Raw genomic sequence first — 16,648 nt, forward strand, 5'->3', positions numbered from 1 at the left:
CGATGAAGGAGTCAACTTCAAATATCGCCGTTCTTATACTGGCAGCTGGCTCAAGCAGCCGTTTGGGCAAACCCAAGCAGTTGGTAAACTTTAGAAGTAAATTTTTACTGCAGCATAGCATCGATGTTTCCGAAGCATTGAATCTCTCAGAGAAATTGATAGTTCTAGGTGCTAATGCAGCTAGAATATTAAGAGAGGTCGATCATAAAAATCATCAGCTTCTTATAAATGATAACTGGCAGAAAGGCATGTCGACAAGCCTGAAAAAAGGACTGGAAGAAATTCAAAATTCATATCCTGTAATTGACAATGTACTGGTATTGTTATCTGATCAGCCATTTATAAGTGTTTCGGTATTACAGGAATTGATTGATCAACATTTGAAAACGAACTGCCTGGCGAGTTTTTCAGAATACCGGGGAATCCCGGGTGTTCCAGCCATATTTTCCAAAGAGATATTTGAGGACTTACTTAAGATCGAGGGTGATCGTGGTGCGAGAGATTTGATCAAGAACGGACTTACTAATTACCAATTAATTTCATTTGAAAAAGGAATAATAGATATTGATACTGAAGATGATCTGCAGCAATTAAAGCAATTAGAGCATGAGGCTAAAACTTAAGTACTTTGGAAAACTAGCGGAGACAGCTGGCTTACACGAGGAAGATAAAGATCTTGAGAGCGTCCAGACCCTGGCGGAACTTAAGACACTTATTTTCGAGGAATATCAATTTGATGAATCTGAGACCATTCAGGTAGCGGTGAACCAGCAACTTGATGAAAACAAAACATTAAAAGAAGGAGATGAGATCGCATTTCTACCTCCTTTCGCCGGAGGATGAGATACGACAGGCAAATAGCATTGGATGACATTGGGGTTACCGGACAGGAAAAACTCAGGAATGCCAGTATTCTTATTATAGGGATGGGCGGTCTTGGCTGTCCTGCGGCAACCTATCTTACGGGTGCAGGAGTTGGCCGGCTTGGTTTGCTTGATCACGACAGCGTGTCCATCACGAATTTACACAGACAGATTTTGTATTCAGAAGCTGATACCGGCAAGAAGAAAGTTACTGTGGCCGCCGACAAGTTGAAGGCTTTAAATTCTGAAGTTAATCTGGAGGTGTATGATAAAAAACTGACTAATGACAATGCTCGGGAACTAATTTCAAGGTACGATATGGTGATTGACGGAACCGATAATTTTGAAACCAAATACCTGATCGATGATGCCTGTTTGCTGGAAGAGAAAACATGGATCTATGCTTCGGTTTACAAGCATGAAGGACAATGTTCAGTTTTCAATTACAAAAACGGACCAACTTACAGATGTCTTTTTCCGAAGATCGCCCGGGAAAATATAACCTGTGAAGTTACGGGTACTCTTGGAATGTTACCTGGAATCTTCGGAATGTACCAGGCAATGGAAGCTGTAAAGATCATTTTGGGAACAGGAACGGTCTTATCTGGCAAACTAAAAATTCAGAATTTGATGCAAAATCAGGATCTGCTGATAGAGATAACAAAGAAACCGGAGGAAATCGCGAGAATCGTTGAAAATGGAATTCAGAGCATGGCCTTCAATTGCACATTAAAAGACGAACATCAGCTTTACCTGGATGTAAGGGAACTGCATGAGGAACCCCTGATTGAATCCAAGAACATTTTAAAAATTCCACTTCAGCAACTGGAAGCACGGGTACAGGAAATTCCGAAGCATCAAGAAATACAGATTTTCTGCCAGTCCGGGATTAGAAGTCTGCGAGCAAAGGAATTATTAGAAAACAAATACAAATTCGGAAATTTAAAGAACGTTTCCGGTGGAATTCAAACCATATTAAATGAGTCATAAAAAGCCAAAAAAGGTATTTATACAGGGAGCAATTCCTCCTGAAAAGATCGCGAAATCCATTGCAAACCATCAGTCAAAAACCAATATTGGAGCACATAGCATCTTTCTTGGACAGATTCGGGCAGATGAAGTGGACGGTAATATCGTCCAGGCCATAGAATACAGCGCTTACGAAGAAATGGCGGAGCAGGTATTTCACGAAATCAGGGAGACAGCTTTTTCTAAATTTGACATTACCTGCGCACATATTTATCATAGTATGGGAAGAGTGAATGCCGGGGAAATCTGTTTGTTTGTATTTACATCTTCAGAACATCGAAAGATTGCCATCGAAGCCTGCAACTTTTTTGTGGAAGAGATCAAAGCGAAAGTACCCATCTTTGGAAAAGAACTTTTTGAAGACGAATCACATCAATGGAAAGTAAATAAATAATGGTAGACATTACACATAAAATAAACACCTTGCGCGAAGCGACGGCCGTGGCGGTTGTAAAAACTTCTTCAGAAGATACCATAAAGGCGATTCGAAATAATACCGTACCTAAAGGAAATGTTTTCGAAATGGCGAAAGCTGCCGGTCTTTTAGGGGTGAAAAAAACTCCAGACCTGCTGCCCGATTGTCATCCTTTGCCGATCGAATATACAGGCATCGATTATGAGATCAAGGGTCTTGAGATCCATATTTCTGTGAAGGTAAAGACGATCTACAAAACAGGTGTGGAGGTTGAAGCCATGCATGGCGCCAGTATCGTCGCGCTTACTTTATATGATATGCTGAAGCCCATCGATAAACAGGTGGAGATTGGTAGCATAAAATTACAGCAAAAGAAGGGCGGAAAATCTTCTTTTAAAACCAATGCTGAAGGGATTACTGCCAACGTCATCGTATGTTCCGATTCTATTTCTAAAGGGAATGGCGAAGATAAAGCCGGGGAGATCATACTTTCCAAACTGAAGGATTTAAACATTCAGGGCTCTAAGCTTATTATTGCAGATGAACCGTCAGACATCAGGACCGCATTAGAAAATTCAGAAGGGAACCTGGTCATTTTTACGGGTGGGACCGGAGTTAGTAATCGCGATAATACACCTGAAGTTCTAAGAGAAATGCTGGATAAAAGTCTGCCTGGGGTGGAAGAACAAATTAGAAGTTATGGACAACAGCGTATGCCATTTGCAATGTTGTCAAGATCTGTAGCAGGGGTAAGGAAGGGGAAACTTGTACTTGCTTTTCCAGGATCTGCCAAAGGCGCTGCAGAATGCATGGACGCCATATTTCCGCATGTATTGCATGCGTTTAAAGTTTTAGAAGGAAAGAGACATGAGTGAAGAAAGAAAGCAGATCGTTGATAATTTTGGAAGACCACATACATACCTGAGAATTTCTCTCACAGATCGCTGTAATTTAAGATGTTTTTATTGCATGCCTGAGGATGGAATCCAGCTAATGGATAAACCCAGTATTATGACCCTGGAAGAGATCATTAGTTTGGCAACCAGCTTTAGAGATCTTGGAGTCGATACTATTCGGCTTACAGGCGGTGAGCCTTTGGTTCGTAAGAATTTTGGATACCTCGTGGAGGAACTTGCCAAACTTGGGGTCACTTTAAAGATCACGACCAATGGTATTGTTCTGGACAAATACCTGGACCTCTTTCAGAAAATAGGATTAAAAAAGATCAATTTCAGTCTTGATACACTGGATAAGGCAAGGTCTATTTTTATTACCAAGCGGGATTTTTATGATCGCATCATGCAAAACCTGGAAAAGGCGCTGGAAATGGGGATGCATATCAAACTTAATATCGTTCTAATTAAAGGGGTTAATGATGCCGAGATCAATGATTTTATTGCACTCACGAAACATCAAAACCTGGTGGTGAAATTTATAGAATTCATGCCATTTAAGGGAAATGAGTGGGACTGGAGCAAAGGGGTAAGCAAACAGGAAATTCTTGATACGGTTGAGAAAAAATTTGGAGAAATAGAAGTGCTGGAGAATCCTAAACATAGTACCAGCACTAACTTTAAGGTGGCGGGTCACGTTGGTAGTTTCGCGATTGTGAGCACGATCACCAATCCTTTTTGTAGTGAGTGCAACCGGATTCGCGTCACTGCAGATGGGAAGATGAAAAACTGCCTTTTCGCTAATTCTGAAACCGATCTTCTCAGTCCCATGCGGGAAGGAAAGGATTTGAGTCCGATTATTCTAAATGCCATCAAATCCAAGAAACATAGCCGTGACGGTATGGATGTGAAAATGGATGCCGAGCACTATGAGCAAAATCGTTCTATGATCTCAATAGGAGGGTAATGGTAGAAATTAAGCAAGCATTACAAATAATAAGATCTCAGGATGTACCACTGGATTCTGAAGTAGTAAGTCTTAAAGATTCACTAGGCAGAGTTCTGGCGGAAGATCTGAGAGCAGGCTTCGATTTGCCGGGTTTCGATAATTCGGCTATGGATGGTTATGCCTTGGGCGGGCTTCAGCAGGAATATAAGCTTGTTGGAGAAGTGGCTGCAGGTGATTTAAAGGAGATTATACCAAAGATCGGTGAAGCGGTTCGCATTTTTACCGGCGCAAAAGTTCCGCAGGGAACTTCCGCAGTAATCATGCAGGAAAAAACCGAAGTAAAAAATGATCTACTCTTCCTTGATCAATTACCGGTAGAAGGCCAGTGCATCCGAAAAAAAGGGGAAGAACTGAGATCAGGAGAACTGGTCTTCAACAGTTCGTATAAAATTACCGCTGCAGGAATTGGAATGATAGGGAGTCTTGGTCTTGATAAAGTAAAAGTCTTTAAAAAACCAGTCATTCGATTGATCACCACCGGCAACGAACTGGTCGCCCCGGGAGGTTCCCTGCAAGGCGGACAGATCTATGAATCCAATAGTGGGGCTATAGTAGCGGCATTAAATAGCAAAGGATTTACCAGTGCTGGGAATGAACAGATCAAAGATGATTTTGAACAGATCAAAACTGGCATTGCAGAAGCCTTGCAAAATGCCGGTGTACTTATTCTTTCCGGAGGAATTTCAGTAGGAAATTATGACTTCGTAAAGCAGGCGCTGGAAGAAAATGGAGTAGATGAGCTGTTCTACAAAGTGAAACAAAAACCCGGCAAACCTTTGTTTTTTGGAAGAAAGGAAAATAAATTCATCTTTGCGCTGCCTGGAAACCCTGCATCTTCCCTTAGTTGTTTCTACATATATGTGCTACCATTATTGCAGAAATTAAGTGGATTGGCAGGGAATGGACTGTTGGAACTTCATTTGCCAGCTGCTTCTGATTTTCAAAACAGGGGTGATCGTCCCGTTTTTCTAAAAGCGAATATAGAAGATAATACTGTCAGGATTCTGAATGCTCAGGGGTCTTCCATGATAGGTTCCATGGCTAAAGGCAACGCCCTGGCATTTGTCGAAGCCTTTGAGAAAATAGAGAAAGGCTCATTGATTAAAACATTTCTGATTTCCTGACATGCCCCTGGAGTACCTGCCATTGTTATTCTTTTTTATCGCACTATTCTATAGTTCGGTTGGATTTGGCGGAGGTTCCAGTTACCTGGCCATACTGAGTCTTGTGTTGGCCGATTTCTATGAAATTCGCTCTACCGCCCTGGTATTGAATATTTGCGTAGTTTCCATTAGCACCTTGGTCTTTGCCAGAAATGGTGTTTTAAAACCTCGTATGCTCTGGCCATTTTTCGTACTAAGCATTCCGCTTGCCTATCTGGGAGCACAGATAAAACTATCCCAGGATATTTTCTTTATTATCCTGGGCGTGGCCCTCATACTAGCAGGAATCTTTATGTGCCTTCGCTACTTACAGTCCAATCTTATTTCTTCGGAATTCACTAACTCCAGGAAAGCGCTTTTGGGTGGGAGCATTGGACTATTATCTGGAATTTCGGGTATTGGCGGTGGAATTTTTCTTTCACCGGTTCTGCATTTGCTTCGATGGAAAGATGGTAGAATCATCGCCTCCCTGGCTTCGGTATTTATCCTGGTGAACAGTATCGCTGGACTGGCTGGTTTGCAAATGGCAGGTACGTTTAAAATTGACACCAACCTACTTCTAAAACTCGTGCTAGCGGTTGTTCTCGGCGGAATTTTCGGATCTTATCTAAGCAGTAAAAAATTCAATTTAAAGGTCCTCGGGATCCTGACTGCCGTGCTGATATTTTATGTCGGGCTTCGGCTTATCCTGAAGTTCGGATTGGACCTTAATATCTAGTTTTCTCCTATTACGAATAAACTTAGGTTAAAAGAAGCGTGAAATGCCTTATTAATGCTTGCTGTTAACACTTCAGTAACATTTGCCGAGTCTTATTTCTGTAATTTTAAAGGGTAGACTTACCTCCAAAAATAATTACATGAAAGATTTAGACAAATGGAAAGCCAAGGTCGAGGCAGATGACTTCACCGATGATGAAAAGAAGGTGTTTGATGAAATGGGCTTGAAAGGCTCTTCAAGGCGTACTTTCTTAAAACAGGTTTCAGTAGCGAGCATGAGTCTCTGGGCTACCTCCTATTTTACGAACGACCTGTTTGCAAGTACCATGGAAGACCTTCCGGAAGAAGCACGGGTTTTACTGAATGAAGTAAAAGTGAATTTGCGAGTGAATGAGATGAGCAAACCATTGAATATCGATTCAAGGATGAGTTTGCTTGACGCCTTAAGGGAACGTCTTGCTCTTACCGGAACCAAAAAAGGATGTGACCATGGCCAGTGTGGTGCATGTACGGTGATGATCGATGGAAAAAGAAAATTATCCTGTTTAACACTTGCCGCAACCTGTGATGATAAAGAGATCACCACAGTAGAAGGTCTTGCCAAGGATGGTAAACTGCATCCTATGCAGGAAGCTTTCGTAAAACACGATGGCTACCAGTGTGGATATTGCACTCCAGGACAGGTTTGCTCTTCTGTAGCTTTACTGGAAGAAGCGAAAAATGGAGAAGCAAGTTATTTAACCGAGGACCTTTCAACGATTAAAAAAGATTTGAAACTTTCCGAAGCAGAAATAAGAGAGCGTATGTCTGGAAATATTTGCCGTTGTGGTGCTTACAATAATATCGTGCAGGCCTTCAAGGAGGTGCATTCCGGAGACAGTGAAATGCCAACCTGGGAATTTGCTACTCAGGAACAAATGGAAAATGCAAAGAACGCTTAATACCAACCAGATATGAGACCATTCACTTACACGAATGCTAAGAATACACAGGAAGCATTGCAGCAAACTACTGCAACGACACATTACCTGGCCGGAGGAACCAATCTGGTTGATCTAATGAAAGAAGATGTTGAACGTCCCGATCAATTAGTGGATGTAAATAATCTCGAGTTCAATAAAATAGAAAAGAATCAGTCCGGAGGCTGGAGTCTAGGAGCGATGTTAAACAACTCTGATACTGCGAATCACCCGGATATCCGTAAAAATTATCCGTTATTATCCATGGCGATGCTCTCGGCAGCCACAGCGCAGATAAGAAATATGGCCACTAACGGAGGTAACTTAATGCAGAGAACCAGATGTCCTTATTTTTTCGAGACTTCGATGCCTTGTAACAAAAGAGAACCAGGTTCCGGTTGTGGTGCCATTGATGGGATGAATGCCGTTCACGCCATTTTTGGATACAGCAAGGAATGTATCGCTACACATCCTTCAGATATGTGTGTTGCGCTTGCAGCCATGGGAGCTGAAGTTGAGGTGCAAAAGCCAGATGGTTCCAGTCGAAGAATTCCATTCAGCGAATTCCATAGACTGCCTGGAGACAGACCTGAAAAGGATACTAACCTGGAAAAAGGAGAACTTATCACTCAAATACATTTGTCTACTCCTCAATTCTCTGACAATTACTATTACCTGAAGATTAGAGAGCGTTCCAGTTATGCGTTTGCCCTAATTTCAGTTGCAGCAGGATTATCTATTCAAAATGGGATGATTTCCAGAGTAGGTCTGGCTATGGGCGGAGTGGCTCACAAACCCTGGAAACTTTCAGAAGCTGAAGAATTTTTAAAAGGCAAAAAGGCCACTACTGAAAACTTCGAGAAAGCGGCAGAACTGGCCATGAAAGATGCCAAACCATTCGAGAAAAATAAATACAAGGTCGAGATGGGGACAAAAGCCGTCGTACGCGCACTGCAACAGGCCATCAATCGAACAGCATAACCAATTTCAAAAAATTATAAGATGAAGACAATGAACAAAACTGGAGTTGGTGCAGCAATTGATCGCGTAGAGGGACACCTCAAAGTGACGGGAAAAGCTACATACGCTTCAGAATTTCCAATCGAGAACAAGGTGTATGCCCAGGGTATTAACAGTACCATTGCTAAAGGAACCATCACCTCTATCGATACTACGGAAGCAGAGAAGGCGGCCGGGGTATTGGCGGTAATCACTCATAAGAACGCTGAAAAGCTAAATGATTTTAAAAAAGATCGATACCAAATATCAACAGATACCATTGCACCTGTGCTGCAAAGCAACAAAGTGCATTATTATGGAGAATATGTAGGGGTGGTAGTGGCTGAAACTTTTGAGCAGGCGCAATACGCAGCAAGACTGGTCAAAATTGAATATAGTAAAGCAAACGATCCTAAGATTCATTTTGGTAAAGAACGTGGCAATGCATTTTTTCCAGCCGAGGATTCAGACTATTCTCGCGGGGATATGGAAAAAGGACTGGCTGAAGCAGATGAGGTTGTTGAACAAACATATATCACGCCTATCGAGCATCATCACCCTATGGAATTACATGCGGTGATCGCCGAATGGAACAATGGGAAAGTAACAGCTTATGCAAGCCAGCAAATGCTGGAAGATGCTACCATAGCCATATCTGATACATTTCAGATTCCGCAGAAGGATGTACGGGTGGTTGCAGCTTATGTTGGTGGAGGATTCGGTTCCAAGCTCAATGTGGAGCGACATGTTACCCTCGCGGTCATGGCGGCCAAGAAGGTTGGAAGACCTGTGCAGGTAACCGTTACCAGGACACAGATGTTTACCAATACCGGACTGCGACAAAAGAACGAGCAAACCATGAAGATTGGCGCTAAACAGGATGGGACCTTGACGGCGCTTTCTCATGATACCTTATCGCATACTTCCCCGAATCTAGTGTACCAGGAACCCTGCGGAATGGTTTCCAAAATGCTTTATAATAGTCCGAATGCCAAAGTAACCGAGAGGCTAATGCCAATGAACCTGCAAACGCCATTTGCGATGCGGGCACCGGGAGAAGCGACAGGAAGTTTTGCATTGGAATCTGCGATGGATGAGATGGCCTGGAAACTAAAGATGGATCCGTTAGAGTTCAGGATCAAAAACGATACTCAAACAGATCTTCATAAAAACCGACCTTTTTCCTCGCGACTACTGGTAGAATGTTTGCGAATAGGTGCAGAAAAATTTGGGTGGAAGAATCGTAAAGATCAGCCACGAACCAATACCAAAGGAAACTGGCTTATTGGATATGGCGTTAGCGCAGCATCCAGGAATTCACCTTATTTAAAGACCCACGCGAAGGTGCTGTTGGAATTGGTGGAGGACAGAGTAGAAGCGACCATGCAGATGGATGCAACCGATATTGGTACGGGAACTTATACGATCGTAGCTCAAACTGCTGCCGAATATCTTGGCATTCCAGTGGAACAGGTCAAGGTAGAACTGGGGGATTCCAACTTCCCGGTAACCCCGGGCTCCGGAGGATCATGGGGAGCAGCCTCTTACTGTAATGGAGCAAGAGCGGCCTGTGAGAACGCAGTTAAAAAATTGAAAGACAATCGAAGTATTCCTGAAGACAAGGAGGTTGCTCTGGCTGAACTTTTAAAACAGAACCAGCTCACTAAATTTGAAATGACTGGGATGGCCGAGCCTTCTACGGAATTTGAAAAACATTCTGTATTTTCTTTTGGTGCCAACTTCGCCGAAGTCTGGGTAGATAAAGACACAGGAATGTGGAAGATCGAAAGAATGGTCAACGTGGGTGCCGCAGGAAAAATCCTGAATCCTAAGACTGCCTATGGACAGATCATTGGAGGTCTAACCATGGGAGCAGGAATGGCGATTGCTGAAAAGACTGATGTAGAACCAAATTTCGGGAATTTCATTACACGTTCCTTTGCAGATTATCACGTTCCTGTAAACCTGGATATGGCAAACATCGATGTCATTTTTCTTCCTGAAGAGGACAAGATCGCCAACAAAATGGGAATAAAAGGAATAGGAGAGCTGGGAATCACAAGTGTAGCCGCTTCACTTTCCAATGCCATTTTTAATGCCACAGGTAAAAGAATGCGCGAATTGCCCATAACCCCTGAAAAATTAATTGAAGCGCCATTGGAACCTGGCGTTCAGGAAGTTTGATAGTTTAAAAACCCGGATCATCATCCGGGTTTTTTACTATTATGATAGTTTGACAACTGTTAATTAAGATATAAACTATCATATATTAATAGTAATACTATTAGATTTGCAGGAAATAATTTAATGGTGGATAAGTTATATCAGAACATCAATATTTCAGTAAATTCAGAATTATTTCTGAAGGATCCTGAATCCAGTGAGCTGGGGAAAAAGATCGTAGGTCAGGGAATTTTGCTTATCGACCAGATTGGTTTCGAGAAGTTTACCTTCAAGAAACTTGGAGCGAAGATTAAATCGAATGAAAGTTCTATTTATCGATATTTTGAAAATAAACACAAGTTCCTGGTTTATATCACAAACTGGTTCTGGGGCTGGAAAGAGTTTCAGCTTACGCTGTCCACTTATGGGATCTCAGATCGCAACATGAAATTACTGAAAGCTATCGAGGTCGTTACACATCCCGTGGTTCAGGACTTCAGGTTTCAGCACATCAATGAGGTTGCCCTAAACCATATTATTATCAATGAGTCTTCCAAATCCTATCTTACCAAGGAGGTAGAAACAGACAATAAGGAAGGCTATTTTTCTATTTACAAAAGACTGGTTACCAGGATAGCTGAAATGATTTCTGAAGTTTCTTCAGATTATCAATATTCCCTTAGCCTCTCCAGCATGATCCTGGATGGAGCCCTGCACCAGCATTTTTTAAAGGATCATATTCAGTCAATAACCGACTGCTCCGAAAAGAAAAGTGTTTCCAATTATTTTAAAGACCTCGTGATCAATACCCTAAAAATTGAACTCAATGGCTGAAGAAAAAATGACCGCCTGGCAGCGCTTCGTTGGCCTGCTTAAGCTCGATAAAAAAGATTTCCTGCAAATTCTGTATTATGCAATTTTTGCCGGACTGGTGAATCTTTCGGTACCACTTGGAATACAGGCAATCGTAAACCTTATACAGGGTGCCCGAATCACTACTTCGTGGATCATCCTGGTCATCCTGGTAACTATGGGAGTTGCTTTTGTGGGAGTGCTTCAGCTTATGCAGATAAGGATTCTGGAAAATATTCAGCAGAAAATATTTACAAGGGCGTCTTTTGAATTCACCTATAGATTTCCGAAGATAAAAATGTCTGAGCTCGAAAACTTTTACCCTCCTGAACTTGCAAACAGGTTTTTTGATGTAATCACGATCCAGAAAGGGATCGCCAAACTGGTGTTAGACTTTCCAGCGGCTATTTTGCAGATCGTCTTTGGATTGATCCTGCTTTCACTGTATCACCCTTTCTTTATTTTCTACGGAATCTTACTCGTATTGCTTATTTACCTGGTGTTCAGATTCACCGCGAAACGTGGACTTCATACCAGTATCAAAGAGTCCAAAATGAAGTATAAGATTGCACACTGGATTCAGGAAGTAGCCAGGACTTTGATCAGTTTTAAAGTTTCTGGAAAAACCAGGCACGCCATACAAAAGAATGATGCGCTGGTGACCAAATATCTCCATGAACGGGAGAGTCATTTCCAGGTACTAAAACTTCAGTTCATTCAAATGGTTGGTTTTAAGACGCTGGTTACAGCTGGTTTGTTGCTAATAGGAGGTTTCCTGGTGCTTAACCAGCAAATGAACATTGGCCAGTTCGTAGCAGCAGAGATCATCATATTATTGATCATAAGTTCGGTGGAGAAAATGATCATGGGACTTGAAAACTTTTACGATCTGCTTACTTCACTTGAAAAACTCGGCGAAGTGGTAGATAAAAAATTAGAAAGATCTGGAGGCGATACCTCGTTTTCTGAACATACCAATCTGGAAATCGAACTTAAAAATATTGGATTTAAAACACCAGAAGGTCAGGAAGTCCTGAAGGATATCAATTTAACGATCAAGCCGGGGGAAAAGATTTTGCTGAAAGGGCCTAACGGTTCAGGTAAATCGCTGTTGCTTAGAATCATTGCCGGACTTGTGGAGCCTACCCAAGGGAAAATCTATGTAAATGGTATTTCCCTTAAGAATATCGACTTAAACTATTATCACGGTCTTATGGGGCAATCACTCACAGAAGAATCTTTGTTTGAGGGCACCCTTTTCGAGAATCTTACCTTCGGCGATGATACGGTCACAAATTCAGAAATATTTGCAGTACTGGATAAAACCGGATTAAAAGAATTTGTGCGACAGCAACCCGATGGTTTGGAAACTCTTATCTATCCAGAAGGACTTAAATTACCTCATACCATCGCCAAGAAGATCATCCTGGCCAGGACGTTATTGCGAAATCCAAGGTTGTTGATTTTGAACGAGCCATTGCACCAGGTAGATTATGAAGAGGAAAAACGAATCGTTGATCATCTCATGTCTGAAGATCAGCAATGGTCCATCATTGTAGCCAGTGGTGAGGAGGTCTGGCAGAATCGTTGTAACCGTCATATCATTTTAAGAGATGGTAAACTTGAATCTAATCTTTAAGGACTATGCTTAACATCACTAGAAATTCATTGAACGAGCAGGTTGATCTACGGCAGTTTAAGGCTGGAAAGAAGGTTCTGCATACAAGACATTTTAAATACTTCAACAGATTCCTGAAATACTCGGCAATATTTGGAGTAATCGTACTATTTCTTCCCTGGACGCAGACGATATCAGGAAATGGTTCTGTAACCACTTTAAGTCCTGAACAGCGACCGCAGACCATACAATCGGTCATTCCAGGTAAGATCGAAAAATGGTTTGTAAACGAAGGAGATTATGTAGAGAAAGGAGATACGATCCTGCACATAACAGAGGTTAAGAATGAATATTTTGATCCATCGCTGGTAGAAAGAACAGGTGACCAGGTAGCTTCAAAGGCCGGTTCCCTGAAATCCTACGATCAAAAAATCTCTGCTTTAGGTACACAGTTACAGGCGCTGGCTCAGGAAAGGGAGCTTAAGTTGGAACAGGCGAGAAACAAGCTGGAACAGGCCAAACTGAAAGCAAAAAGTGACAGTATCGATTTTGAAGCGGCAAAAACCAATCTGAGTATTGCCGAAACTCAGTTTGATCGTACAAAGACCCTCCAGGAGGAAGGATTGAAAGCGATGACAGATGTGGAGGAAAAACGACTGAAACTTCAGGAAACTCAGGCAAAACTCATTTCGCAGGAAAACAAGCTTATGGCCAGTAGAAATGAGATCATCAATGCCCGCATTGAAATTAACCGAACAGCAGCGGAGTACAGTGATAAAATTTCCAAGATCCAGAGTGATCGCTCTTCTGCGGAATCTCAGAAATTCGATGCCCAGGCTGAAGTAAGTAAACTGCAGAATGCCTATACCAATTACGAAATGCGTCAGGATCTTTATTATGTACGAGCTCCTCAGAACGGTTATATCAACAAGGCTATAAAAGCCGGGATTGGTGAAACTTTTAAAGAAGGAGAGCAGTTGGTGAATATTATGCCTTCAGATTATGACCTGGCTGTTGAAACTTTTGTAAAGCCTCTGGACCTACCGCTTTTACACAAAGGAGAAGAGGTTAGGGTACAGTTTGACGGTTGGCCGGCAATCGTTTTTAGTGGTTGGCCAAATGTATCTTATGGTACTTACGGAGCAAAGGTTGTGGCTATAGAGAATTTTATTAGTCCGAATGGAAAATACAGAGTACTGCTGGCACCAGACGAGAACGATCACGAATGGCCCGATGCCTTGAGAGTTGGATCTGGTGCGAACACGCTGGCATTGCTGGAGGACGTGCCTATCTGGTATGAATTATGGCGACATTTAAATGGCTTCCCGCCAAATTATTATACACCGGAAAATCAAACTGAAACTGAGAAAAAGAAATGAGTTTAAAAAAGTTACTTTTTTCAGCTTTCCTTTTACTGCCGCTGCTTCAATTTGGGCAAACTCAGGACAGTGTGGTACTTAATTTTGAGGATTACCTGCAAATGGTAAAAACCTACCATCCGGTGGTACGACAGGCCAGGCTAATAACAGATCTCGGTGACGCCGAATTACTGAAAGCCAGAAATGGGTTTGATCCAAAGATTGAAGCAAATTATGACAGGAAGGATTACAAGGATACCCGGTATTTTGACCTTTTCAATGCTGCCTTCAAGATTCCAACCTGGTATGGTGTAGAGCTGAAGGCAAAATTTGAACAAAACGAAGGATTTTATTTGAATCCCCAAAATACGGTGCCAGACGACGGACTGTTTGCGGCTGGAATTTCTGTACCCATAGGCCAGGGTTTGTTTATCAATGAACGTATGGCTGCCTTAAAACAAGCCAAAGCATACCAGCAGCAGTCGGTCGCAGACCAGCAACTCGCGGTGAATGAGATCCTGTATGATGCTTCCATAGCCTATTTTGACTGGATTAGTGCCTATCGCGAACTTAAGTTATACAACAATTTTATTGAGAATGCGCAGTTTCGTTACGATGGTATTCTTGCCAGCTATGAAGTAGGGGACAAGCCGGCTATTGATACCCTGGAAGCCGATATACAGATACAGGACCGGAAGTTAAGCCTGGAACAGGCGCGACTTATGTTTTTCAAAGCCTCTCAAAAACTGGCTACTTTCCTGTGGGCTGAAAATAATACTCCGCTGGTGATTCGTGAACGGGTGTATCCCGAAGCTGCCTTATTCGAAAACAGCGCAATTCCAGCCGAGTTCTTGAGTGATACTGAAATTGAGAACCATCCAAAGATTCGATCATTAGCATACAAGGTGGAAATTCTGGAGTTCGACAGAAGGCTGAAAGCAAACAAACTGCTTCCAAAACTTGACCTGGAATACAATTACCTAAGCGGCGATCCGGATATTTTAAGAAGTTTCGTGAATGAGAATTATAAAATAGGCGTAAACTTCAGTATTCCCTTATTTCTTCGGAAGGAACGCGGAGATCTGCAAAAATCAAGGATCAAACTTCAGGATGCTGAATTAGAGTTGTATAGCGAACAGCTCAATCTTCAGAATAAGATCAGGGCGCTGAAAGAACAGTTTTTATCTTACCAGCAACAGGTATTAATGATCAACCAACTGGTAGAAAATTATGAAATCATGCTGAATGCTGAAGAACGTAAATTACAACTTGGAGAAAGTTCAGTATTTCTGGTCAATACCCGGGAAAAGAGTTTAATAAGTGCACGATTAAAACAAATTAGTGTACAGGAAAAACTCTGGAATACACGTGCTGAATTAAGCCAGGTTCTTGCCATCCTGGAATAATTTAACCTTTTGCAATGTCTTTTTCCCCGGATTTAAATACGGTGTAGGTAAGTGTCTATTGTATCTTTGCAGGCGGAAAAATGACCATGCAAAAATCTTTCTGTCTATTCCTGCTAACCTTATTCAGCTGGAGCATGCTTGCCCCGGTATTTCCAGTTTTTGAATATTTTATCAATTACGATTATATCGTTGAAGTGCTTTGTATCAATAAGAATGAGCCAGAACTGGAATGTGACGGTAAGTGTTATTTAAAGGATCAGCTTTCAGCGAATTCTATCATTAAAAATGATACTTCAGAAAATCAACTGGTCGATTACCGATTCAAACCTGTACCACTTTTTTTCCAGGACACAGGCAAAATCCATCTGAGCTCAAGTTTCAACCAGCAATCAAAATTGCTTGTTTTCTATACTTCAGTTTCTACGGAATATTTAGCAGAAATCCCGTCTCGACCTCCACGATTTTCACTGCTTTTCGTGTAAATAGTAAGTGAATTTTTAAAATCAAAAAATGAATAAATTTTTAATCCCTTTTTTAGGGTCAATATTGCTGTGCTCCAATATGATGGTAGCGCAAGATAAATGGAGTAGTAACCGGGCAGATGGGCATGCTCCAATAAGTATCATGGGTGATCATACTCATCACAAAGGTGAATTCATGGTGTCATACCGGTACATGCCTATGTGGATGGATGGATTGATTGAAGGTAATGATGCAATCGAGAATAGGAAGGCGTTTGATAATTATATGGCAGTTCCTCAGGACATGCGCATGGATATGCATATGCTAGGTGCGATGTATGCTGTTTGCAACCGGGTGATCCTTGCAGGAATACTTAATTATATTGATAATGATATGGATCTACGCTCCAGAATGGGTATGAATTTCACAACAGAATCATCTGGGTTTGGAGATATTGCTGTTAATGCTCTCATCAACTTTTATGATAAGGACAGGCAGAAAATACATGCCAATCTAGGAGTAAGCATACCTACCGGAGATTTGGAACAGTCTGGGGATACCCCGACGATGCAAAACGCGAGACTTGCCTATCCCATGCAGTTAGGTAGCGGTACACTGGATCCATCTATAGGCGTTACTTATCTGGGTTAAACAGATCGTTTTTCGTGGGGTGTACAGCCAAAGTATAAATTCAGAATAGGTGAAAATTCTCAGGATTATACATTAGGAAATCGATTTGATG

The 16,648-nt window shown here is 41.8% G+C and carries 17 protein-coding genes; all 17 read left to right on the plus strand.

Annotated features, from left to right (window positions below; genetic code table 11):
* Positions 1-2: 2 nt before the first annotated feature.
* Positions 3-623 carry a nucleotidyltransferase family protein gene (locus G529_RS0112050; protein WP_035695991.1) on the plus strand — a complete coding sequence of 207 codons (621 nt, stop codon included), beginning with the start codon at positions 3-5 and terminating at the stop codon, positions 621-623.
* Positions 607-843, plus strand: a complete 237-nt coding sequence (locus G529_RS0112055; protein WP_026915775.1) for a MoaD/ThiS family protein — start codon at positions 607-609, stop codon at positions 841-843. The genes G529_RS0112050 and G529_RS0112055 overlap by 17 nt, the downstream gene beginning before the upstream one ends.
* Positions 840-1,853 (plus strand): HesA/MoeB/ThiF family protein, encoded by a 1,014-nt coding sequence (locus G529_RS0112060; protein ID WP_026915776.1) that lies wholly within the window; start codon positions 840-842, stop codon positions 1,851-1,853. The genes G529_RS0112055 and G529_RS0112060 overlap by 4 nt, the downstream gene beginning before the upstream one ends.
* Positions 1,843-2,286, plus strand: coding sequence for a molybdenum cofactor biosynthesis protein MoaE (locus G529_RS0112065; RefSeq protein ID WP_026915777.1), 444 nt, complete (start codon positions 1,843-1,845; stop codon positions 2,284-2,286). The genes G529_RS0112060 and G529_RS0112065 overlap by 11 nt, the downstream gene beginning before the upstream one ends.
* Complete coding sequence (gene moaCB, locus G529_RS0112070) at positions 2,286-3,182, plus strand: bifunctional molybdenum cofactor biosynthesis protein MoaC/MoaB (RefSeq protein ID WP_026915778.1); 897 nt, start codon at positions 2,286-2,288, stop codon at positions 3,180-3,182. Before G529_RS0112065 ends, moaCB begins: the two co-directional genes overlap by 1 nt.
* Positions 3,175-4,167 (plus strand): GTP 3',8-cyclase MoaA, encoded by a 993-nt coding sequence (moaA, locus tag G529_RS0112075; protein WP_026915779.1) that lies wholly within the window; start codon positions 3,175-3,177, stop codon positions 4,165-4,167. Before moaCB ends, moaA begins: the two co-directional genes overlap by 8 nt.
* The gene (locus G529_RS0112080; protein ID WP_026915780.1) at positions 4,167-5,333 is read left to right on the plus strand and encodes a molybdopterin molybdotransferase MoeA; all 1,167 of its coding nucleotides are present in this window, start codon (positions 4,167-4,169) and stop codon (positions 5,331-5,333) included. The genes moaA and G529_RS0112080 overlap by 1 nt, the downstream gene beginning before the upstream one ends.
* Before the next feature lies 1 nt (position 5,334).
* Positions 5,335-6,090, plus strand: a complete 756-nt coding sequence (locus G529_RS0112085; RefSeq protein WP_026915781.1) for a sulfite exporter TauE/SafE family protein — start codon at positions 5,335-5,337, stop codon at positions 6,088-6,090.
* A gap of 139 nt (positions 6,091-6,229) precedes the next feature.
* Complete coding sequence (locus tag G529_RS0112090; protein WP_026915782.1) at positions 6,230-7,030, plus strand: 2Fe-2S iron-sulfur cluster-binding protein; 801 nt, start codon at positions 6,230-6,232, stop codon at positions 7,028-7,030.
* 12 nt (positions 7,031-7,042) lie between these two features.
* Positions 7,043-8,029: an FAD binding domain-containing protein gene (locus G529_RS0112095; protein WP_026915783.1), complete on the plus strand. Its 987-nt coding sequence runs from the start codon at positions 7,043-7,045 to the stop codon at positions 8,027-8,029.
* A gap of 21 nt (positions 8,030-8,050) precedes the next feature.
* Positions 8,051-10,231 carry a xanthine dehydrogenase family protein molybdopterin-binding subunit gene (locus G529_RS0112100; RefSeq protein ID WP_026915784.1) on the plus strand — a complete coding sequence of 727 codons (2,181 nt, stop codon included), beginning with the start codon at positions 8,051-8,053 and terminating at the stop codon, positions 10,229-10,231.
* 123 nt (positions 10,232-10,354) lie between these two features.
* Positions 10,355-11,044, plus strand: coding sequence for a TetR/AcrR family transcriptional regulator (locus tag G529_RS0112105; protein ID WP_340139886.1), 690 nt, complete (start codon positions 10,355-10,357; stop codon positions 11,042-11,044).
* Positions 11,037-12,701, plus strand: a complete 1,665-nt coding sequence (locus G529_RS0112110) for a peptidase domain-containing ABC transporter (RefSeq protein WP_026915786.1) — start codon at positions 11,037-11,039, stop codon at positions 12,699-12,701. Before G529_RS0112105 ends, G529_RS0112110 begins: the two co-directional genes overlap by 8 nt.
* A 5-nt stretch (positions 12,702-12,706) precedes the next feature.
* A complete protein-coding gene (locus G529_RS0112115) occupies positions 12,707-14,059 on the plus strand; it encodes an HlyD family secretion protein (protein WP_026915787.1) in 1,353 nt (450 codons plus the stop codon).
* Positions 14,056-15,444 (plus strand): TolC family protein, encoded by a 1,389-nt coding sequence (locus G529_RS0112120; protein ID WP_051201430.1) that lies wholly within the window; start codon positions 14,056-14,058, stop codon positions 15,442-15,444. Before G529_RS0112115 ends, G529_RS0112120 begins: the two co-directional genes overlap by 4 nt.
* Before the next feature lie 86 nt (positions 15,445-15,530).
* On the plus strand, positions 15,531-15,926 hold the full coding sequence (locus tag G529_RS15840) for a hypothetical protein (RefSeq protein WP_157514630.1): 396 nt from the start codon (positions 15,531-15,533) through the stop codon (positions 15,924-15,926).
* Positions 15,927-15,954: 28 nt separating this feature from the next.
* On the plus strand, positions 15,955-16,557 hold the full coding sequence (locus tag G529_RS16245) for a transporter (RefSeq protein WP_157514632.1): 603 nt from the start codon (positions 15,955-15,957) through the stop codon (positions 16,555-16,557).
* The last annotated feature ends 91 nt before the right edge of the window (positions 16,558-16,648 follow it).

Origin of the sequence: Christiangramia portivictoriae DSM 23547, assembly GCF_000423045.1 — a bacterium.
Lineage (GTDB): Bacteria > Bacteroidota > Bacteroidia > Flavobacteriales > Flavobacteriaceae > Christiangramia > Christiangramia portivictoriae.

Coding starts and splice junctions, on each gene's coding strand:
- G529_RS0112050 (WP_035695991.1), top strand. CDS start 3: ATGAAGGAGTCAACTTCAAATATCGCCGTTCTTATACTGGCAGCTGGC.
- G529_RS0112055 (WP_026915775.1), top strand. CDS start 607: ATGAGGCTAAAACTTAAGTACTTTGGAAAACTAGCGGAGACAGCTGGC.
- G529_RS0112060 (WP_026915776.1), top strand. CDS start 840: ATGAGATACGACAGGCAAATAGCATTGGATGACATTGGGGTTACCGGA.
- G529_RS0112065 (WP_026915777.1), top strand. CDS start 1,843: ATGAGTCATAAAAAGCCAAAAAAGGTATTTATACAGGGAGCAATTCCT.
- moaCB (WP_026915778.1), top strand. CDS start 2,286: ATGGTAGACATTACACATAAAATAAACACCTTGCGCGAAGCGACGGCC.
- moaA (WP_026915779.1), top strand. CDS start 3,175: ATGAGTGAAGAAAGAAAGCAGATCGTTGATAATTTTGGAAGACCACAT.
- G529_RS0112080 (WP_026915780.1), top strand. CDS start 4,167: ATGGTAGAAATTAAGCAAGCATTACAAATAATAAGATCTCAGGATGTA.
- G529_RS0112085 (WP_026915781.1), top strand. CDS start 5,335: ATGCCCCTGGAGTACCTGCCATTGTTATTCTTTTTTATCGCACTATTC.
- G529_RS0112090 (WP_026915782.1), top strand. CDS start 6,230: ATGAAAGATTTAGACAAATGGAAAGCCAAGGTCGAGGCAGATGACTTC.
- G529_RS0112095 (WP_026915783.1), top strand. CDS start 7,043: ATGAGACCATTCACTTACACGAATGCTAAGAATACACAGGAAGCATTG.
- G529_RS0112100 (WP_026915784.1), top strand. CDS start 8,051: ATGAAGACAATGAACAAAACTGGAGTTGGTGCAGCAATTGATCGCGTA.
- G529_RS0112105 (WP_340139886.1), top strand. CDS start 10,355: ATGGTGGATAAGTTATATCAGAACATCAATATTTCAGTAAATTCAGAA.
- G529_RS0112110 (WP_026915786.1), top strand. CDS start 11,037: ATGGCTGAAGAAAAAATGACCGCCTGGCAGCGCTTCGTTGGCCTGCTT.
- G529_RS0112115 (WP_026915787.1), top strand. CDS start 12,707: ATGCTTAACATCACTAGAAATTCATTGAACGAGCAGGTTGATCTACGG.
- G529_RS0112120 (WP_051201430.1), top strand. CDS start 14,056: ATGAGTTTAAAAAAGTTACTTTTTTCAGCTTTCCTTTTACTGCCGCTG.
- G529_RS15840 (WP_157514630.1), top strand. CDS start 15,531: ATGCAAAAATCTTTCTGTCTATTCCTGCTAACCTTATTCAGCTGGAGC.
- G529_RS16245 (WP_157514632.1), top strand. CDS start 15,955: ATGAATAAATTTTTAATCCCTTTTTTAGGGTCAATATTGCTGTGCTCC.